23 protein-coding genes and 1 tRNA gene are annotated in these 18,163 nt (G+C 68.6%); 10 read left to right on the forward strand and 14 right to left on the reverse strand.

What is annotated here, in order from left to right; all coding sequences use genetic code 11:
- Positions 1–18 precede the first annotated feature (18 nt).
- The 7 genes from VHA73_07665 to VHA73_07695 all read left to right on the forward strand — a co-directional run bounded on the left by VHA73_07665 (position 19) and on the right by VHA73_07695 (position 7,510).
- Positions 19–1,062, forward strand: coding sequence for an ABC transporter permease (locus VHA73_07665; protein HVX17895.1), 1,044 nt, complete (start codon positions 19–21; stop codon positions 1,060–1,062).
- Complete coding sequence (locus tag VHA73_07670; protein ID HVX17896.1) at positions 1,059–2,072, forward strand: ABC transporter permease; 1,014 nt, start codon at positions 1,059–1,061, stop codon at positions 2,070–2,072. Before VHA73_07665 ends, VHA73_07670 begins: the two co-directional genes overlap by 4 nt.
- Positions 2,072–3,088 (forward strand): ABC transporter ATP-binding protein, encoded by a 1,017-nt coding sequence (locus VHA73_07675; protein HVX17897.1) that lies wholly within the window; start codon positions 2,072–2,074, stop codon positions 3,086–3,088. The genes VHA73_07670 and VHA73_07675 overlap by 1 nt, the downstream gene beginning before the upstream one ends.
- Positions 3,085–4,146 carry a dipeptide ABC transporter ATP-binding protein gene (locus VHA73_07680; GenBank protein ID HVX17898.1) on the forward strand — a complete coding sequence of 354 codons (1,062 nt, stop codon included), beginning with the start codon at positions 3,085–3,087 and terminating at the stop codon, positions 4,144–4,146. Before VHA73_07675 ends, VHA73_07680 begins: the two co-directional genes overlap by 4 nt.
- A 132-nt stretch (positions 4,147–4,278) precedes the next feature.
- A complete protein-coding gene (gene secG, locus VHA73_07685) occupies positions 4,279–4,509 on the forward strand; it encodes a preprotein translocase subunit SecG (GenBank protein ID HVX17899.1) in 231 nt (76 codons plus the stop codon).
- 46 nt (positions 4,510–4,555) lie between these two features.
- Positions 4,556–5,794, forward strand: a complete 1,239-nt coding sequence (locus tag VHA73_07690) for an amidohydrolase family protein (GenBank protein HVX17900.1) — start codon at positions 4,556–4,558, stop codon at positions 5,792–5,794.
- Positions 5,795–5,983: 189 nt separating this feature from the next.
- Entirely contained in the window at positions 5,984–7,510 is a 1,527-nt protein-coding gene (locus VHA73_07695) for a hypothetical protein (protein ID HVX17901.1), read from the forward strand.
- 231 nt (positions 7,511–7,741) lie between these two features.
- Here the strand turns inward: VHA73_07695 and VHA73_07700 are convergent, their stop codons facing one another.
- On the reverse strand, positions 7,742–8,293 hold the full coding sequence (locus VHA73_07700) for a DinB family protein (GenBank protein HVX17902.1): 552 nt from the start codon (positions 8,291–8,293) through the stop codon (positions 7,742–7,744).
- Positions 8,294–8,347: 54 nt separating this feature from the next.
- On the opposite strand from VHA73_07700, the gene VHA73_07705 reads away from it, so the two are divergent.
- Complete coding sequence (locus VHA73_07705; protein HVX17903.1) at positions 8,348–8,818, forward strand: pyridoxamine 5'-phosphate oxidase family protein; 471 nt, start codon at positions 8,348–8,350, stop codon at positions 8,816–8,818.
- 116 nt (positions 8,819–8,934) lie between these two features.
- Here the strand turns inward: VHA73_07705 and VHA73_07710 are convergent, their stop codons facing one another.
- The 4 genes from VHA73_07710 to VHA73_07725 form a co-directional block, all read right to left on the reverse strand.
- Positions 8,935–9,435: a GNAT family N-acetyltransferase gene (locus tag VHA73_07710; GenBank protein ID HVX17904.1), complete on the reverse strand. Its 501-nt coding sequence runs from the start codon at positions 9,433–9,435 to the stop codon at positions 8,935–8,937.
- Positions 9,432–9,710 (reverse strand): DUF1778 domain-containing protein, encoded by a 279-nt coding sequence (locus VHA73_07715; GenBank protein ID HVX17905.1) that lies wholly within the window; start codon positions 9,708–9,710, stop codon positions 9,432–9,434. Before VHA73_07715 ends, VHA73_07710 begins: the two co-directional genes overlap by 4 nt.
- A gap of 119 nt (positions 9,711–9,829) precedes the next feature.
- Positions 9,830–10,090, reverse strand: coding sequence for a hypothetical protein (locus VHA73_07720; protein HVX17906.1), 261 nt, complete (start codon positions 10,088–10,090; stop codon positions 9,830–9,832).
- A 34-nt stretch (positions 10,091–10,124) separates the two neighbouring features.
- The gene (locus tag VHA73_07725; GenBank protein ID HVX17907.1) at positions 10,125–10,307 is read right to left on the reverse strand and encodes a hypothetical protein; all 183 of its coding nucleotides are present in this window, start codon (positions 10,305–10,307) and stop codon (positions 10,125–10,127) included.
- 42 nt (positions 10,308–10,349) lie between these two features.
- Here VHA73_07725 and VHA73_07730 point away from each other — a divergent pair, with 42 nt between their 5' ends.
- Together VHA73_07730 and VHA73_07735 are read left to right on the forward strand one after the other, a co-directional pair.
- Positions 10,350–10,586 (forward strand): hypothetical protein, encoded by a 237-nt coding sequence (locus VHA73_07730; protein HVX17908.1) that lies wholly within the window; start codon positions 10,350–10,352, stop codon positions 10,584–10,586.
- A 54-nt stretch (positions 10,587–10,640) separates the two neighbouring features.
- Positions 10,641–11,051 (forward strand): hypothetical protein, encoded by a 411-nt coding sequence (locus VHA73_07735; GenBank protein ID HVX17909.1) that lies wholly within the window; start codon positions 10,641–10,643, stop codon positions 11,049–11,051.
- 284 nt (positions 11,052–11,335) lie between these two features.
- Here VHA73_07735 and VHA73_07740 read toward each other — a convergent pair whose 3' ends face one another.
- From VHA73_07740 to VHA73_07780, 9 genes are all read right to left on the reverse strand, one after another.
- Positions 11,336–11,722 (reverse strand): Fic family protein, encoded by a 387-nt coding sequence (locus VHA73_07740; GenBank protein ID HVX17910.1) that lies wholly within the window; start codon positions 11,720–11,722, stop codon positions 11,336–11,338.
- Positions 11,719–11,922 carry a hypothetical protein gene (locus tag VHA73_07745; protein HVX17911.1) on the reverse strand — a complete coding sequence of 68 codons (204 nt, stop codon included), beginning with the start codon at positions 11,920–11,922 and terminating at the stop codon, positions 11,719–11,721. The genes VHA73_07740 and VHA73_07745 overlap by 4 nt, the downstream gene beginning before the upstream one ends.
- Before the next feature lie 149 nt (positions 11,923–12,071).
- Complete coding sequence (locus VHA73_07750) at positions 12,072–12,917, reverse strand: hypothetical protein (protein HVX17912.1); 846 nt, start codon at positions 12,915–12,917, stop codon at positions 12,072–12,074.
- 52 nt (positions 12,918–12,969) lie between these two features.
- On the reverse strand, positions 12,970–13,425 hold the full coding sequence (locus tag VHA73_07755; GenBank protein ID HVX17913.1) for a very short patch repair endonuclease: 456 nt from the start codon (positions 13,423–13,425) through the stop codon (positions 12,970–12,972).
- A complete protein-coding gene (dcm, locus tag VHA73_07760) occupies positions 13,388–14,557 on the reverse strand; it encodes a DNA (cytosine-5-)-methyltransferase (protein ID HVX17914.1) in 1,170 nt (389 codons plus the stop codon). Before dcm ends, VHA73_07755 begins: the two co-directional genes overlap by 38 nt.
- Positions 14,558–15,016: 459 nt before the next feature.
- Entirely contained in the window at positions 15,017–15,202 is a 186-nt protein-coding gene (locus tag VHA73_07765; GenBank protein ID HVX17915.1) for a hypothetical protein, read from the reverse strand.
- Positions 15,203–15,273: 71 nt separating this feature from the next.
- Complete coding sequence (locus tag VHA73_07770; GenBank protein ID HVX17916.1) at positions 15,274–15,831, reverse strand: plasmid pRiA4b ORF-3 family protein; 558 nt, start codon at positions 15,829–15,831, stop codon at positions 15,274–15,276.
- Positions 15,832–16,052: 221 nt separating this feature from the next.
- A tRNA-Leu gene (locus VHA73_07775) sits at positions 16,053–16,139 on the reverse strand.
- Between the two features lie 164 nt (positions 16,140–16,303).
- Complete coding sequence (locus tag VHA73_07780; GenBank protein HVX17917.1) at positions 16,304–18,061, reverse strand: metallophosphoesterase family protein; 1,758 nt, start codon at positions 18,059–18,061, stop codon at positions 16,304–16,306.
- Between the last annotated feature and the right edge of the window lie 102 nt (positions 18,062–18,163).

Consider the following 18,163-nt stretch of genomic DNA (forward strand, 5'->3'; position numbering starts at 1 on the left):
GCCTGATCCTGGAGACGCATGCTTCTGTTCACTCTGCGCCGCGTCGCTCAGCTGATCTTCACCGTGCTGGCCGGCGTGACGCTGTTGTTCTTCCTCGTCTACGCCATCCCCGACAACCCGGCCGAGTTGGCGGTCGGCGGCGGCGCGAAGGCCACGAACCCCCAAGTCGTCAAGAACACCGCCAAGAAGCTGGGGCTGGACCGGCCGATGCTGCGCCAGTACCAGCACTACATGGACCGGCTGATCTTCCACTTCGACTTCGGTACCGCCTACAGCGAAAAGACGCTCGACTCCAACAAGAGCGTCAACGCCCTGCTCAAACAGCGGGCACCCGTCAGCATCCGGTTGGCCACATGGGCGATCATCATCGAGATCGTCATCGGCCTTGCGTTCGGCGTGCTGTCGGCACGACGAAGAAACTCACTTGCGGATACCACCACCACCGTCGCGGCGGTGGTGGCCTCTGCGATACCGGTGTTCGTCCTCGGCTATCTGCTGATCCAGCTCACCTATGTGTTCGCGAACCAGCACCACTTGCCGAGATGGATGACGTTCCCGAACATCGGGTTGGGCCCGGGAGATTCCTACAACGCCCAGAACGGCAGTTGGTTCTTGCTGATCTTCCCGCGGCCGAGCACGTTCAAGTACCTGGTACAGCCCGCGATCGTGCTGGCTGCGGTCACCACGGCCATCCTCACCCGCATCGTGCGGACCACGGTGTTGGAGACCAGTCGCATGGACCATGTGCGAACCGCTCGCGCCAAGGGGCTGTCAGAGAAGCGCGTGATGCGCCGCCACGTGACCCGCAACGCCATGATCCCGGTGGTCACTGTGGTGGGTCTCGACTTCGGCACCGCCGCCGGCGCCGCGATCTTGACCGAGACCGTCTTCAACTTGAAGGGCCTCGGTTACACGGTGGCGCATGCGGCCGCCAACAAGGACTTGCCGGCCGTGCTCGGCTTCTCCGTGGTCGTGATGCTGATCTACGGCGTGGCCAACCTGGTGGTCGACCTGAGCTACGCACTGTTGGATCCGAGAGTTCGGCTGGGGGAGGCGAAATGACCGACTCGCTCAGCCAAGGCGACGACCGGATCGTCCAAGGTCCCGGCGACAGCGGGTTGCAAGCCACGACCCGCGCCGTGACCGATGCCGAGCTGACCCCCCGAGAAGCGCTCGAGCTCGAGCTGGTGAGCGACGGGGACCTCGACGCCTCGCTCGCCGAGGTGATGCCCATCCGGTCCCTGCGAGCCGACGCCTGGCGTCGGTTCAAGCGCAACCGGCTGGCCGTCGCCGGCTTGTTCATCGTGGTCGTCTTGGTGGGCATCGCCTTGATCGGTCCGTTGTTCGTCCCGAGCCCGCTGAACACGAACTTCCCGTCGTTGCTCCACCCGACGGCCGGCCACTGGTTCGGCACCGACCAGGTGGGCGCCGACGTGCTGGCCCGGGTGATCTACGGCCTGCGGGTGTCGTTGTTCATCGGCGTGCTCGCCACCGCTGCCGAGACCATCATCGGCATCTTCATCGGTTGCGTCGCCGGCTGGTTCGGCGGCTGGACCGACGTCGTGCTGATGCGCTTTGTCGACATCCTGCTCGGCATCCCGTACCTCGTCTTGGCACTCGTGCTCGTCGCGGCGATCGGGCGGGGGATCAACGCGGTGATCATCACGCTCGCGGTGACCGCGTGGCTCCAGACGGCACGCATCGTGCGAGCCGGCTTCTTGCAGGTCCGCGACCTCGAATACGTCGACGCGGCTCGCTGCATGGGGATCCCGGCACGCCGGATCGTGTGGCGCCACATCCTGCCCAACGTGTTCCAGCCCGTCGTCGTGCTGGCCGCGGTGGGCGTGGGTGGCGCGATCCTGGCCGAGGCGGCGCTCAGCTTCCTCGGCGTCGGGGTGCAGCCCCCGAACCCGTCGCTCGGCCTGATGATCAACGACGCTTCGAAGGCCGCGATCATGCAGCAGGCACCGTGGCTGTTGATCTTCCCGGGCCTGTTCATCGTGTTGGCCGTGTTGGGCTTCTTGCTCATCGGCGACGGCCTGCGTGACGCCCTCGACGTGAAGGACACCTGATGGCCGGCCTGCTCGAAGTGACCGACCTGAACGTGGGGTTTCGGACTGACGACGGCCTCGTACAGGCGGTCCGCGGCGTGTCGCTCGACATCGGTCCCGGCGAGGTCGTCGCGGTCGTCGGCGAGTCTGGATCCGGCAAGTCGGTGACGGCGATGAGCATGCTGCAGTTGCTCCCGCCGATGGCCGAGATCCATGGCAGCGTCAAGTGGGGCGACGAGGAGCTATTGGAGGCGCCAGAGCGCCGCATGCGCGCCGTGCGCGGCGGCGAGATCGCGGTGATCTTCCAAGATCCGCTGTCGGCGCTGAACCCCGTCTACCGGGTCGGGAACCAGATCGTCGAGATGGTCTTGGCGCATCAGGACATCAGTCGCCGTGAGGCCAAGGCACGGGCGGTCGAGATGCTCGGCTTGGTGGGCATCCCGCAGCCCGAGCGACGCGCACGCCAGTACCCACACGAGTTCTCGGGGGGCATGCGCCAGCGCGCCATGATCGCCATGGCACTGGCCAACGAGCCCAAGCTGGTGATCGCCGACGAGCCGACCACCGCGCTCGATGTCACCGTGCAGGCGCAGGTGCTCGAGCTGTTGGTCGACCTCACCGACCGTTTGGACACCGCAGTGATGCTGATCACGCACGATCTCGGCGTGGTGGCTGGCCTCGCCGACCGGGTGGTCGTCATGTACGCCGGTCGGGTCGTCGAGCGGGGCACGGTCGACGAGATCTTCGAGCACACGTCGCACCCTTACTCCGCCGGCCTCCTTCGCTCGTTGCCTCGGCTCGACGAAGGCGAGGACAGCCCTCTCGTCCCCATCGGCGGTCAGCCCCCGTCGATGCTGCACCCGCCAGCCGGTTGCGCTTTCCACCCGCGCTGCCCCCACGCCAGCAAGGCGGCCGGCTGCCTCGACCGGCTGCCGGAGCTCGAGCCGCACGGCTCGCCGCCCCATGAGGCCGCCTGCTTCCGCAGCGACGAACTGCTGGCCGCCGACTTGTTGAGCCGCCATGGGGTGAATGCGTGAGCGCCCCCGACGTGACGACCACCGAGGAGTCCGCCGCTGGCGACGAGCACGAGGCTGCGACGTCCCGTCCGCCGCTGCTCGAGACCGTGGACCTCGTCAAGGAGTTCCGCGGTCCCAGGATCGGCTGGTCGATCCGCCGAGCGAAGGTCCACGCCGTGAGCGGCGTGTCCATCTGGGTCGACCGGGGCGAGACGCTCGGCGTGGTCGGCGAGTCCGGCTGCGGCAAGTCGACACTCGGGCGCGTGATCATGGGCCTGTCACCGCGGACCGCGGGACAGGTGCTGCTCGACGGGCGCGACACGCAGTCGCTCAACCGGGAGGAACGCCGGGCGGCCCGGTTGCAGATGCAACTGGTCTTCCAGGACCCGTTCGCGTCGCTCAACCCGCGCATGAGCGTCGGCGAGACCCTCGCCGAGCCGCTGCGGATCCACCAGAAGCTGTCCCGGACCGACGCCAACGACCGGGTGGGGGAGTTGCTCGAGACGGTCGGCCTGTCGCCCGAGCACCGTGGCCGCTACCCGCACGAGTTCTCCGGCGGGCAGCGACAGCGGGTCGGCATCGCGCGGGCGCTGTCGATCGACCCCGCACTTGTCGTGCTCGACGAGCCGGTGTCCGCCCTCGACGTGTCGATCCAGGCCGGCGTCATCAACTTGTTGATCCGCCTCCAGCGCGAGCGTGGCCTCGCGTACGTGTTCATCGCGCATGACCTCTCGGTGGTGCGCCACATCTCGGACCGGGTCGCTGTCATGTACCTCGGCAAAGTGGTCGAGACCGGGCCACGGGACGCCATCTACAACCGTGCGATGCACCCGTACACCCAGGCGTTGATGTCGGCCGTGCCGATCCCGGATCCCACCCGCGAGCGGGCCCGCCGCCGGATCATCCTCCAAGGCGACGTCCCGAGTCCCATCGATCCGCCCTCGGGATGCCGGTTCCGCACCAGGTGTCCGAAAGCGCAGGACATCTGCGCGATCGAGGAACCCGAGCTCGAGCCGCACGACGACAACGACGAGCACCGCATCGCCTGCCATTTCGCCGAGCCGATCAAGGTCATCTGAGCACTGCCCGGCCGGTCGGGGCACCCAGGCCCGTCTTGGCGGGTTCGCTGCGATGGCTTCGGGTCGACGCGTGGTGCCTGGTAACTTCAGAGGCTCGCCGGGTCGTCACCCGGGCTCGCACACGAGGTTCGCATGATTCTCACCGTCGCCATCATCCACGTGGTCATCTCGTTCACCATGGGCGTGCTGATCCTGTTGCACAGTGGACGCGGCGGCGGCCTGTCCGACATGTTCGGCGGCATGGGTGCCCAGGCACAGGGCTCCACGGTGATGGAGCGCAACCTCGACCGCGTGACCCTCGTGTGCGCCCTGATCTTCACGTTCACCACGGTGGCGCTCGGGCTGCTCATGAAGGGCAGCTGATCGACCACCTGGGGCGTCGAACCGGCCTGGCCGCGAAGGGGGAGCCATGTCCGTGACCGACCACGAGCCGTTGCCGTACAACGCTGTCGCCGGGCGGGTGGTACACGACGCCGACGCCCACATCATGGAGACGCCGACGTGGCTGCGCGACCACGCGGACCCTGCGATCCGCGACCGGATCGAGCCGCTGCGCTACCCCGGCGGCAACGAGCTGCGCCAGACCGGCGACCCGGAAGAGCAACAGCGCGACCTCGCTGCTGCGTTCGACCGTCTCGCCGCCAAGCACCGCTCCGACGAGTACCGGTCCACCGAGGCCGCCGACATCATGTTGCGCAAGAACTTCGCCGCAACCGGCTCGTTCCTGCCCGACGACCGGGGTCGGGCCCTCGACCTGCTCGGCTTCTCGAGCCAGCTCGTGTTCAACACGTTCCACAACCGGCGTCTGCGCGACTGGGAGCACTCGGGCGACCTCGACCTCGCGTACGGCGCGGCCCGGGCCCACAACCGGGGGATGGTCGAGTTCTGCTCCGCCGACCCCCGCCTGTTGCCGACGTGCTACGTGCCGCTGGCCGACTTCGACCGGGCCGCCGCCATGGCCGACGAAGCGCTCGCCGGGGGAGCCGCGGCCCTGCTGGTGGCGTCGGGTTGCCCGCCGGGGCACTCGCCCAGCCACCGCGGCCTCGACCCGGTGTGGGCGCGGGCGCAGGAGGCCCGCATCCCTGTGGTGTTCCACGTGGGCGGCACAGCCGACCTGATCGACCACAACTACTTCGTGAACGGCCTGCCGATCCCGCCCGACTTCCACGGTGGCGAGGAGAACTTCCGCTCGGTCGACTACGTGGGCATCCCGTTCCCGCCCATGCAGACGCTCGCCACGATGATCTTCGACGGCGTCCTCGAGCGCTTCCCGGAGCTGCGCATCGGGGTGATCGAGCAAGGCGCCGTGTGGGTGCCGTCGTGGATGCGCCAGATGGAGTCGGCCGTGGAGGCGTTCACCCGCCACGAGGAGCGGCTGCAGGCGTTGTCGCTGCGGCCGTCGGAGTACGTGCGTCGCCAGGTGCGGGTCACGCCGTATCCCACCGAGGACGTCGGCTGGATCATCTCCCAGTCCGGCCCCGAGGTGTGCATGTTCTCGTCGGACTACCCGCATGTGGAAGGTGGGCGCCGGCCGCTGGAGCGGTTCGAGGCGTCCCTCGGCGACGCGTCCGACGACGTGCGCCGCCGGTTCTACAGCGAGAACTTCCTCGACCTGATGGGTTCAGCCGCCAAGTCCCTCGCCGCCTGACCCGTCGGCGCCCTCTCCCTCCCCGAGCTGTGAGCACTTGGCCACCTGGTGGGTGGCTGAGCGCGCACAGCACGGAGGTTGGCGCCGGCCCTCTCCCTCCCCGAGCTGTGAGCACTTGGCTACCTGGTGGGTGGCTGAGCGCGCACAGCTGCGGTGTGGTGGGATGTCGGGATGGTCCGCGGGGGCGAAATGTCCGGTTTCCGTCATCGCCGCTCGGTTGCGGGGCTGCTGTCCGTGGTCACGCTGGCCGTCTGCGCGGTGGTGGCGGCACCGGCGGAAGGTGCGTCCGGGCCGGGCTCGGCTGCGTCCGGGTCGGCGGCGGCTGCCGTCTCCCCGCCATCGATCTTCGGTTGTGACGAACCTGCGGGCGACCCCGACCCTCGGTCCGATCCCATCGCCTGGACCCAGCGTGATCTGGAGAACATCGAGTGTGCGACCGAACGTCAACAAGACGAGGTCGACAACCCGGCGTTCCTGCGCAAGTGGGCGCAGGAGGACGCCAGATCGCTCGGACTTCTGCCAGGTTTCGTGGCCGACCAGCTGGCCAACCCGACGCGTCCGCACATCAGCGCGACCCACTGGCTGGCGCCTGCCAAGGTCGGCGACCCGTTCCGTGTGCCGGAGGAGTGGGCCGCGTCGGGCCGCGGGCGCCAGCAGCGCTTCACGTTCGTGGCCAGCACCGGTGCGCAGCTCACCGCCCGCCTGTTCACGCCTCGGGTGATCAAGCCCGGCGAGCGGCTGCCGGGCCTGACGATGTCGCCGGGGCTGCAGTCCTACAACGAGGTGAACGCCTGGTTCGCGGAGGGGATGGCGGAGGCCGGCTACATGGTGCTGGTGATCGATCCGCAGGGTCAGGGGGACTCCGAGAACCTGCCCCACAAGCCGGACGGGTCGATCGACTGCTCGCCAGCGGGGTGCCCGGACGTGCCGACATCGGACAAGCCGGATACGCAATCGGCGGTCGATTTCTTGTTGTCGACCCCGAGCGCGCCGTTCCCCTACGCGCCCGATGCGAAGGGCGCTTACCCCGCCAACGCACGCGGCGCCTTGCACTACAACCCGTTGTGGGCGCACCTCGATCGCAGCCGCATCGGCATCGCCGGCCACTCGCTGGGCGCCATGGCGGTCACGTCGGTCGGCCAATCGGACCCTCGGGTGAAGGCGGTCGTGTCGTACGACAACCTCGACGGGTCGGTGGCGCCTTGGGCGGCGGGACACATCCACGCGCCGACGCTGTTCTTCTCAGTCGACTACGCGTTCCCGAGCGTGCTGGCCCCGATGAACCCACTCGACCCCCCGAACCCCGACCAGCACCTGCTCGCGGCCTACCGCCAGTTGCAGCACGCCGGCGTCGACACCATGAACGTCACGACCCGTGCGAGCACCCACTACGAGTTCGGCTACCAGCCGTTCCCGGCGTCGCTCCAGGCGAGTCGGTATGGCGAGCGGGTGGCGTTCTACTACTCACTCGCCTGGTTCGACTGGTATCTGCGGGGCGACCCGTCAGGGCTGCGGCGCTTGACGGCACGCCAGTACGACGGCTCGTCCGACGCGCACTCGATCGGTGCGGGCACGTACGAGGACGGCCAGAACGTGCCCTATCGGATTGCCGGGAAGTGCGTGTCGAACTTGTTGTCGTTCTACTTCCACTCGGCCTACTGGCTCGACGGCGGACAGATCACGTCGGGCGACCTCCGCGCCCGCGGCTGCCCCTGAGCCCGGAGCTCCGGTCTCCGCACCCCCCGGCCCCCCGCTGCTGTCCGCTGCTGTGAGCACTTGGCCACCTGGTGGGTGGCTGAGCGCTCACAGCACGGATGTTGGGCCCGGCTCGAGTCGAGGGAGGGCCGGGGTGGTCGAGTGGAGGGAGGGCCGGGGTGGACGGGTGGCGTCCGCGCTGGGGAGCGGGTGGCGTGCGCGCTGGGGAGCAGGAGGCGTGCGCGCTGGAGATCAGGAGGCGAGGTCGCGGCGGATGTCGTGGAGGTGGTGGGCGACCTCGTGCTCGGTGTGCACCGCCACCCACCGCAAGTTCTGCTCGGTGCGGACCGGGAAGTTGTAGACGACGGTGAGGTCCCAGTCGTCGGGGGCGAGCTGGGCGAGCACCCCCTCGAACATGACGGCGGCCTGTTCGAGTTGCGTCGCGACGTCGACGGGGTCCTGGGCGCGGTAGCCGTCGAGCTCGACCCGCTCGTCGCGTCCCATCGGGACGACCTTGTCGCCGAGTCCGCGTCGCATCATCAGCACGCGCTCGCGCTGCACGAGCAGCACGTCGCGCACGTGGCAGGCGTACTCGAGCGGCGACCACACGGCGGGTTCGGGTCGACGGCGCGCGCGATCGGCAGACGTCGACCGCAGCAGCGCGGCAGTCTCGCCCGCCAGCACCCGGATGCGGCCTGCGGCGCCTACGGACCGGGCTTCGTCGTAGCGCAGCGCGCCGGGGAGGTTCACGTCGGCCCCGTCAGCGCCGAGCAATGGGAACGAGCAGTCGGGACAGGAGGCCACGCCAGGAGATTACGGCCCACCACGGCCCCGGCGGGCGGCGTACGCTGAGCGGCCGTGCCGGCTTGGAAGGTCATCGAAGAGCAGGAACCGGAATTCGCGGCTCGGGTGCGCCGTCTGTTGGACGCGGGGCGTCACAAGACGATCGCGACCCTGCGCGCCGACGGCTCGCCACGCATCTCGGGCATCGAGTGCGAGTTCGTCGACGGCGACCTGCGCTTCGGGTCGATGACCGCGGCGCGCAAGGGCGCCGACCTCCGCCGCGACCCCCGGTTCGCCCTCCACGGCCCGACCTTCCACCCCATCGAGGGCAAGGAGGGCGAGTGGCCGGGTGAGGCGAAGATCGCCGGCGTCGCCACCCCGGGTGGCCCCGTGCCCGCCGACGAGGCCGGCGAGGCGCCCGACGGCGAGATGTTCGTCGCCGACATCACCGAGGTCGTCATCACGGGGCTCGACGCCGCCGCCACCAAGCTGGTCGTTCAGTGGTGGACGCCCGAGCACGGCCTCCGCGCCGTCGAGCGTGACTGATCGCAGGCCGGCGCCATGTCCTACTGATGAGGCCTGCGACCGGGCCGGGTCAGCGGCGCGGTGCGTCGGCCGCGCGGCGACGTTCGAGCGTTCCCGCGCGCTCCCGGGAGGCCACCTCATGGCCACGGGAGGCCCAGCGCCTTCGCGGCGCTGCTGAGCTTCATGACCAGGCGCCATGATTGGCCCGGCAGCCGGCGGAAGTCGTGATGCTCGTAGAAGGCGACGGCATCGTCATCGATCGCATCGACGATGACCACCCTCCCTCCGGCACGGCGGGCCGCCGCGATGATGGTGTCGAGCGCTCGGACGAGCAGTTCGGCACCCATGCCGCGGCCCTGGATGGCCGAGTCGAGCGCCAGCTTCGCGAGCAAGATCCCCGGGATCTGCTGTGGGGCGCCTCGGGCCAGGCGCGGTGGGGCGTCATCGCGGGACAACAGGTGGGGTGCGAGCGCGAAGTAGCCGCAGACCCGCTCATGTTCGTCGACCAGGATGTAGGTGCGCGTCCCCTGCCCCGTGGCCCTCTGGGCGTGGGATCGCAGCCAGTCGTCGAGGTCCATGTTGCCGCACGTGAACTCCGAGAGGTCGTGGTCGGCGAGCCGCTCGACCCGGTACGTCACCGTGCAATGATGCGCGGCGAACGGTGGGAGCGCCTCGCCGCCTTCGACAGGCCTGGGGTCGGCTCGGCCTCGTCGAGGGCTACGACGAGCCTGTCGAAGTAGTCGGCCGGCACGACCGTGGTGGTGGCCGCGGTGATGATCTCGTCGGCTCGGTTGACCGCGGCGCCGACCATGAACGTCGACACCGGGAGGCCTGCAATCGAGGCAGCTTGTTCGATGTGCGCACGCTCGGTGGGGGACAAGCGTGCCTCCACGCGATCGGTCTTGATGGCCACCATGCCTCCTGCGCTTCTGTGCCTATGTACGCACGATTGTACGGCGGATGTCGGACTAGGCCAACGAAGAGGCGGCATCACCCACGCGCGTCCACCTGGCGTGGCTCGGCCGGGCTGACTCACGTGTCAGGTATCGCCAGCGCCACGCGGACCGCTGTCGACGCCCGCAGATCGCGGGCAAGGTCGGCGAGTTGAGCGAGCTTCGGCCGGGGTTGGTCCAGGTAGCGGCGCGACGCCGGGTGAGCGGTGGTGTCGCCGACCAGGTGGCCTAGGCGGAACGCGTCGACGACGGTTCGCTCCCGGTCGGTGATCCAGAACCGCTCGCCGCCGGCCTCCGTCACTTCGATGCGTCCAAGCTCGTAGCTCGCGGCTCGAAACACGTGGACCATCGTGGGCGGGTGGTCGATGGTGGTGTCACCCTTCGGGGACGGCGAGATGGACCGCCGATAGGATCACATCGGTGAGGTCCCAGTAGGACAGCGCGGAGCCCACGACGATCATCCCGTGGTGCGACCGGGCACACACCGCAATGAAGTGGATGTTGCCGACGCCAGCGGTGTCGGCCAGCTGATACAGCCCGCGGGACAGCTTCAGCATCTCGCCGTTGTCCGCGGAAGTTGAGTCCCAGGTGGTGGTGTAGTGGGTGTCGAGGCCGGGCCGCAGATTGCCGTTCGAGAGTATGGCGCGTCGCTTCGCCCCGTTGAGGACTTGGACCTGGATTCACTTCCTCTCCTGCAGCTGGTCGACCTGATAGAAGATAGGTCAAGGGGAGGATTGCCAGATGAAACGATCCAGCCGATCGATACGCTGGGCGATGCGTTCCATTTCTACGCCGCGATGGCCGGCCGTGAAAGGGCCGCCAGGGGGCCACGTTGACCGCTCAGAGCTGAGTCGGCCCATGTTGGGGCCCGGTGAACGGTGAAGGAGCCGATGGAGATCGATAGTGCTGAGAAGAAGGCCCGCCGCCGCCGTTTGCTCATCATCGTCATGGTCGTAATTGTGGCAGTCGGATCCTGGTCGCTGTGGGGTGCACACGTTGCTCACCAGAACCGGTCGAAGGTGTCTGCAGCTCGTCGCGAGGCCGAAAGCAAGTTCAAGCCAGTTGATGTCCAGATGGTGGCTACAGCCTTTGCCGATCGCTCGACGCGCGGCTTGTACGGAATGTCAATACCTGGTCTTCCATCACTACGTCTCAGCACCCCGCTGTGGCTGGTCTTCCCGACGGGAACAAGCATGAGGCTCGAGGTCGAAGTCGTCGGTACAACGGGTCGCTGCCTCATAGTCGGTGTAACAGGCCCGGCGCCGAACAAGGTTCTGACCAGCGAGCATCGATGCAAATGACAGCGTCGAACGCCTGATGGCCGGCCAGGCTGCGCCCAGCAATAAGGCGACTCACCTCGGGTCGGGCAGGCCGAGATATGCCCAAACGGCCGCACCGCGGAGATGCGCGAGCAGGGACCCCGCGACGGCGAGCACCGACCGGTACTCGTCCGTGCCGCGATAGCCGTTTCGGCCCGCTCGACCGCCGGCGAAAACTGCGCTGACCCGCACTTTCGCGCTGGTCAGGTTGTGTCGGAGGGCCAACCCGCGAGATCCAGTACCTGCCACTGGCGCCTTCGTACACATCATCCCTCGGCCAGGGTCCGGAGCTGAGGCGCGGTCTCTGCAAGATCGCTGTCGCCGCTTGCGACGCCCATGACCAGTCCGTACACCGCGTCGTTCGAGATCCCGGTGACCCTGGCGCCATTGATCTCCAGGAACACGGCGGTCGCCAACCAGCCGAGTCGCTTGTTGCCGTCGACGAGGGCATGGTGCTGCACGATGGAGTGGAGCAACGCAGCCGCCTTCGACCAGATGTCGGGGTAGGCGTCCTCGCCGAAAGCGGTCGCGGGCGGCCGTGCTGCCGCGGAGCCGAGCAGGCCGAGATCACGGATCGGCGCCGGATCGCCGAGCAAGCTGATCGCCAGCTCGACGAGGTCATCGGTGTCGAGGTACTCGAACTGCCGGCTCACCCACCGAGGCGCTCGAGCGCCTCGCCGTGCGCCGCCTTCACCCGCCCCGAGGCGGCCGCGACGCGGCTCCGGTGCTCACCGATCTGGACGTACTCCCGCACCGCCCGTCGTGCGGCGTCCTGCATCGAGATGCCCTCCGCCGCGGCGCGGCTCCGAAGGGCCGCGTGCTCCTCGTCCGTGAGCCGCAGGGTCATGGCCATGCAGACAACGGTATCAGTCTGACACCTACGCGGTCCGCGAGCTGCTTCCCGAGCGAAGTGGATCGGCCGGCTCCACTCGGCGATCGGGAGGGCGACTACATGTCGAGGATCCTCATCTCCGCGATGCCGACGCCTGCGGCGCCGGCCAGTCAGATCGACGAGAAGCTGGTGTCGTACTCGTTGGCCATGCGAGCGATCATCCCGTCGTAGTGGAACGGCTCACCCGGCTGCGGCGCAGGCGCGGCTGTCACGAGCCGGAACGGGGTGCCGTCGTTCGGTCCATCGATGACAACGACGCCCACCCCGTCGAACCCCGTCTCGCGCGTGTTCGATCGGCGAGGCATTTCGGCGATCTTCTCCAGCGTGCGCACCAGCGAGCGAGGCTGCGGCTCCTCCGTGAAGACACGATCGGCCTTCGACAGGTCGAACTTGTTCATGTCCGAGGACGCGAACCGCCCCGACGCATTGATGATGGCGAAACCGATGGCGAGTGCCTGACGGCTGGCGCCGTGCACACAGAGGTGGGACGAGTTGAGCTCGTCGTAGAGACGAGGCAGCGCGCGTATGTGCGCCGTCATCGTCGCCTTGGCCTCGAGCGCGATCAGGACCGCGCCGACGGGCGCCACCGGTAGCTCGGGGAGCTCCTCGAGGATCATCCGCTGCCGAGCGGAGAGGGGAATCGAGTACCGCTCTGCCAACTGACCAAACGTGATTCGTCGGTCCGGCTCTCCCTCGGGGCGAGCAAGTACCAGGTCCAGATCCTTCTTTCGGCCCGTGCCGAAGTCCCGCATCGTGTGGTTCACGCCGAGGATGACCTTGCCCTCGGCGACGTGTCGTCGGAGCAACGCCGACGAGCTCAGGAGGTCGAGGCCGATGCCCCAGCATGCGACCTTCGAGTGTCGGTCGCTACGGGAGTGGTACTGCCACCGATTCCCGTACTTGTCGGCGATCGTCGCGTCGCGCAGCGCTTCGACGAGAATCGCGGGCCCCTCCATCGATCCGATCGTAGGTGAGGCCGGAACCAGCTCCGGGGACCCGGTGCGCAAGTCAGCGCACGACCGACTCGATCCGGTCCGCAGCCGTGACGGGGTCCTCATGCTCCCAGATCCGGATGACGGTCCACCCCGCCTCGGTGAGCCGACGGTTGGTGTCGCGGTCTCGCCGCACGTTCGCGTCGAGCTTCTCGCGCCACCACTCGCTGTTCGCCTTCGGTGAGGTGGCGTGGACCGGACAGCGGTGCCAGAAACAGCCGTCCACGTACACAGCGATCTGAGCCTTTGTGAACACCAGGTCGGCACGCCGTCGAAGACCGGGGATCGGAGCGACGTCGACGCGGTAGCGAAGTCCCCTCCGCCACACCTCGCGACGAATGGCCAGCTCCGCTGCTGTATCCCTCCGGGCCTGGCGCTGCATCCGTGTGCGCACGACCGCCGACGAGGCGGCGGGACGACCCGGGGGGCGGGCCTCAGGCGACAGAGAGCTCCTCCGCCATGTAGGCGGCATGCTCGGCGACGTCGTCCAGGAATCCGTCGACGAACCGCAGGGTGCCGCGCTCTGCCCGGGACAGGAATCCCGCGCTCGCCCGAGCCGACAGAGGCTGAGCCTCCTGCAGATCGACGATCTCGTGGAGATGGAGATACGGCTCTCGGGTGGGCCACATGGACACGTTCACCGCCCAGATCTTGCCCTTCGCCCCGAATGCCGCGGTGGGCCAACGCCCGCCAGCCTTCATCGGTTCTCCGTCGAGGATCGGCTCACCAGGGTCACGCAGGCGACGGCCGACCCAGGCCGACACGCCGACGGTGACAGCGTTGCCGGTCAGCTTCCATCGGGGGCCCTTGCGACCCGGCCCGTCGGCTGCAGGTGAGGTCCAGCCGGCGGGGAATCCCTGCATCTGCTCGGCCTCTTCGACCACCGGCAGGACGATCCGGCGACCGAGCGCTGCCGAGGGGTTCCAGATCCCAGGCTGAGACGGGATTCCGACCGTGGAGCCGCCCTTGAGAGTGGGCACTGCGTCCCGTGCCCAACCGAGGCCACGGAGACCTTCGGTCCAGTAGAAGCCGCACGTCTCGTCCGAGAACCACTCCGGACCGGGCTCGCCTTCATCGTCGGAGAAGAGCACGGCACGCGGATCGAGGGTCTGGGACGCCAGGAAGATGACTCGCTGGCGTCGCTGAGGCACGCCGGTGAAGCGCGAGTCCACGAGGCGATACGCCCACCGATAGCCGAGAGCCTCCAACTCATCGACGAGGTACTGCATGGCCGCCCCGCCGTCGAGCACGAGCATGTTTCTGACGTTCTCGAGCAGCAACATCGGCGCACGGGGACGACGGATCAAGCGGAACACTTCTGAGACGAGACCCGATGCGCGTCCATTGATGCCGTCCATTCGCCCCGCCTGGGACAGATCCGTGCACGGGAAGCCGGCCGACACCAGATCGACCTTCGGCAGCGATCGAAGGTCGCGCACATCCTCGACGAGAGGGACGTCCGGGAACCTCGCCGCGAGCACGCGGTGAGCCGGGTCCCAATACTCGCAGAGCAACGCGGCTTCGCCGCCGTGGCGGGCGAGACCTCGCTCGATCCCTCCGATGCCGGCGAACAATCCAGCGATGCTGAAGGGTTCCCCGGTCATGGGCGCCAAACTACATTGCTGAAACTCGGCATCGAACGGACCTCGGGTGAGAGCAATCGGGTCGAACAGGCGTTCGTCACCGTAGCTCGAGTCGGACGGGTGTTGCATGGACCGCTCCAGGTTCGGAGCGCCGGTCTCGGCGCTGTCATCTCCTGGGGCGGAACTCGAGCCGTCTCTGCCCGACGACCCGGGCGGCGTACGCCCGGCAGCCCCCCGGGAAGATCGGACGACTGAGCTGGCTCCACCATACGAGCAGAAGATCGGGATCACAGTGATAGGCCATGCTCCGCCGTCTGAGGGGCGAGCCCTCTGCTCGTCCGACGACCTCAACGACCTCGGTCGGGCGCTTGGAGCCTGGAAGCGAGCCGCTACGCCACCGACGAGCAGGTACTGACCTGGTGACGATCGAACACCTCGACCACTCGGTCGACGTCGAGCGGCGGGTGATCGCCCACCAGATCAAGCCGAGCGCTCGGCGGTCTCCCGCTCCCGCCTCCGCTCTTCGAGAAACTCGAGGACCGCCTCGGCACTGTCCAGTCGCCGGCCGTCGTTGGTGATCGACCCGTCGTCGTCAGTCGCGAGGCCACCGCCAGCGACGAACGCTGTCGCCTCATCCGTGCCGTAGACACGCTTCACCAAAGCCATGGGTTCAAGGCAAGCTGCCTGCGGTCGACGGTCGATCTCGTGGGGCGCGTCACAGGAGGTCCGTCTATTGATCAGCGAACGGCCTGGAGGTGGGCGTTCACGAGCGCGAGGTCGAGCTCGTGCGGATCGACCGGCCTGCCGACCCATCCGCTCAGGTGCTCGTGCTCCTCGTGGCTGGGGTCGGCCAGCACCGTGAGGAGGTGCTCGTAGCCCCAGGAGCCGCCGACGTCCTCGGGCGGGCAGGCGTTGGCGCCGTCGAGGCAGACGGCGAACTTCAGGCCCTTCGGCATCCGCCAGACGCGGTGGACGGTGACGTCGTGGTCCCATGAGTCGCCGAAGTCGTACTCGTAGGTGAAGCGCTCGTTCGACCCGATGGCGGTGACGACGGTGAAGTCCTTCTCCTGCAGCTCGCCGTCCGGGTACTCGTCGAACTGCATCCCGTAGTGGTTGCCACCGATCTCGAAGGCGTGGAGGTGGCAGTCCTCCCACCCCATCGCCGCCTGGAACATGGGGTGCAACTTGTCGAGCCGAACGCTCCCCGGAACGAGGAGCCGGCGCCACACCCGAGGCTGGACCTCGCGTAGCGCGATGGTGCAGTCGACAACGGCCTGGCCGGGAGGTGTCGGCATCGCTGGAGGCTACGAGGTCACGCATGCAGTTGGACGAGCACGCCACAGGTCGTGCGTACCGGCAAACGACGACCCCGAGTGGGCCGCCGACGCGGCGTGGGGACGCTGACCAACGAGTGCGGCCTCCGGGTGATCTACCCCGCCGTCGAGGAGATCGAGTACGACGGCCCGCTCGACCTCCGCCGAAAACGCCGCTGACCAGGGCGTTTGCCCTGGTCAGGTGGTGTCGGAGGGGGGACTTGAACCCCCACGCCCTTGCGGGCACTAGCCCCTCAAGCTAGCGCGTCTGCCTATTCCGCCACTCCGACGTGGCGCCCCGGCGAGCCGGAGCGAGCAGCCACTTTAGCGCAGGGCCTGCGTCCTCCTGAATGGTGCCGGACCGTCGCCGGGCGGCTTCCTTCCAAACATGACAGCGGGTGTCAGGTCCGGCGCACCAGGCTGACGACGGGGACGACAGGAGCGGGGCGCCCCTTCAGCGCGGCACGTCGGAGGGCGAATCCGCCTCGAGGGCGGCGGCGCGGCGGCGCAGCGCGGTCAGGCCGGCGACGCCGCCGGCGGCGAGCGTGCCGGCGAGGCCGCCGATCGGCGCGAGGCGGTCGAGGTGGCCGCCGGTCGCGGCGAGCGTGCCGCCCGACGTGCGTCCGGTACCCGACGCCGCCGGGTGGCCAGAAGCGGGGTGGCGAGAAGCAGCCCTGTTGAGGTCGGCCGCCTCCACCGCGCCCGTGGCGGGTTGCGCCCCGCCCACGGTCGAGGTCGCGGCAGCGTTGCGCACCCGAGCCCGACGCAACGTGACCTGATCGATCGTGGTCCCCTTGGACGAGATGGTGGTGATGGCCATGGTGGCCAGCCCGTCGGCATCGGGTGGGCGGACGTCGGCGCGGATGAAGCTGTTGATCGGCCGACGCACTGACGACCACGCCGACGGCTCCAGCTCGGCGTCGGCTTTGAGCTGGTAGGCGACGGGTCCGTGGCTGATGAAGGCTTGGGACCCGAAGTCGTCGGGGGCGCGGCCGCCGCCGCCGGCGCAGATGTACGTGGTGCCGAGCTGGTCCGAGCGCACCGTGGCGCCCACCGGGGCCTCGGCGGTCGGCGCGTTGGCGCGCACCGGGTGGGTGCGCTCGTAGCCGTGATTGTGCCCGTTGATGACGAGGTCGACGTGGTGACGGTCGAACAGCGGGACCCACTTCGACCGCACGCCGCCATCGGAGCCGTGCGAGGTCATCGTGCAGTACGCGCAGTGATGGAAGTACACGACGAGGAAGTCGATTGTCGGGTCGGCTCGGAACGCAGCGAGCGTGGCGTCGATCCACGGCGTCTGGCGACCGTTGGTGTACAGCTGCGCGGAGGGGATCTCTTCGCTGATGTCGTTGGCGTCGGCCGCCACCACGCCGACGTTGCCGTAGCGGAACGCGTACACCACCTCGTTGAAGCCGTTGGTGGGCAGCGCGAGGCGGGCGTAGTGGCCGCCGTAGCCGTGCAGCCCCATACCCGGCTCCATGTCGTGGTTGCCCATGGCGGGCATCCACGGGCTGCGCCGCTGCGCGACGGCGGTCTCGGCGAACCAGTCGTCCCAACGGGTGGGGTCGAACTGCACGAGGTCGACCACCAGCCCGGTGCCGATGCCGTCGGCGTAGGCGACGTCGCCGGCCACGAGGTTGAAGGCCGGGTCGATGCCGGCGATGAGCGCCGTGTTGTCGGCTGCTGCCGTGGTGATGCCCTGGTCGCCGAACGCCGTGAACGTGAAAGGGTGGTCGCCGCGGCGGGCGGTGGTGAACGACAGCCCGTCGACCGACGCGCCGTCGTGGGCGACCCGGTAGCGGTACGTCGTCCCGGGCGCGAGCCCCGTGAGGCGAACGTGGTGGTAGTTGGTGGCCACGGGCTTGAGCCCGCCGACGGTGCGGGTGTCCGCGGCGACGGTCGTGCCCGCCGACGAGGCGATGCCGTACGACAACCGGGGATTGGCCACCGGAGCGGGCGTCGACCACGACACGTTCATCGTGGTGGTCGGGTCGTTCCCGAACGCCAGTCGGGGCGACCCGGGTGGTGCCGCCTGCGACCAGCCGGGCTGTTGCCACAGGGTCGGCCCGACGACGGCGGCACCGCCGAGGAGCGCCGCGCCACGCAAGAACGACCGGCGACTGGATCTGGCCCGGAGGTACTCGTCGGCCTCGTCGATCGACATGCCCGACGACAAGAACCGGTCGGGCAGTTCACCGAAAGGCGTGTACACGGTTGGGCAACCTCGACAGGGTCGGCGCGATCAGGACGGCGTGGAAGTCATCGGGTGTCACCGGTTCAGTTCTCGCTGCGCCAGGCGCGAACCTGCCGCCAC

The sequence above is a fragment of the Acidimicrobiales bacterium genome, from assembly GCA_035547835.1.
In the GTDB taxonomy this organism is placed as follows: Bacteria; Actinomycetota; Acidimicrobiia; order Acidimicrobiales; family Iamiaceae; genus DASZTW01.

Bases quoted from the DNA above. Each gene is read 5' to 3' on its own strand.
- VHA73_07665 (HVX17895.1), top strand. From the start codon at position 19: ATGCTTCTGTTCACTCTGCGCCGCGTCGCTCAGCTGATCTTCACCGTG.
- VHA73_07670 (HVX17896.1), top strand. From the start codon at position 1,059: ATGACCGACTCGCTCAGCCAAGGCGACGACCGGATCGTCCAAGGTCCC.
- VHA73_07675 (HVX17897.1), top strand. From the start codon at position 2,072: ATGGCCGGCCTGCTCGAAGTGACCGACCTGAACGTGGGGTTTCGGACT.
- secG (HVX17899.1), top strand. From the start codon at position 4,279: ATGATTCTCACCGTCGCCATCATCCACGTGGTCATCTCGTTCACCATG.
- VHA73_07690 (HVX17900.1), top strand. From the start codon at position 4,556: ATGTCCGTGACCGACCACGAGCCGTTGCCGTACAACGCTGTCGCCGGG.
- VHA73_07695 (HVX17901.1), top strand. From the start codon at position 5,984: ATGTCCGGTTTCCGTCATCGCCGCTCGGTTGCGGGGCTGCTGTCCGTG.
- VHA73_07725 (HVX17907.1), bottom strand. From the start codon at position 10,307: ATGCTGAAGCTGTCCCGCGGGCTGTATCAGCTGGCCGACACCGCTGGC.
- VHA73_07735 (HVX17909.1), top strand. From the start codon at position 10,641: ATGGAGATCGATAGTGCTGAGAAGAAGGCCCGCCGCCGCCGTTTGCTC.
- VHA73_07745 (HVX17911.1), bottom strand. From the start codon at position 11,922: ATGGCCATGACCCTGCGGCTCACGGACGAGGAGCACGCGGCCCTTCGG.
- VHA73_07750 (HVX17912.1), bottom strand. From the start codon at position 12,917: ATGGAGGGGCCCGCGATTCTCGTCGAAGCGCTGCGCGACGCGACGATC.
- VHA73_07755 (HVX17913.1), bottom strand. From the start codon at position 13,425: ATGCCGCCTACATGGCGGAGGAGCTCTCTGTCGCCTGAGGCCCGCCCC.
- dcm (HVX17914.1), bottom strand. From the start codon at position 14,557: ATGACCGGGGAACCCTTCAGCATCGCTGGATTGTTCGCCGGCATCGGA.
- VHA73_07765 (HVX17915.1), bottom strand. From the start codon at position 15,202: ATGGCTTTGGTGAAGCGTGTCTACGGCACGGATGAGGCGACAGCGTTC.
- VHA73_07770 (HVX17916.1), bottom strand. From the start codon at position 15,831: ATGCCGACACCTCCCGGCCAGGCCGTTGTCGACTGCACCATCGCGCTA.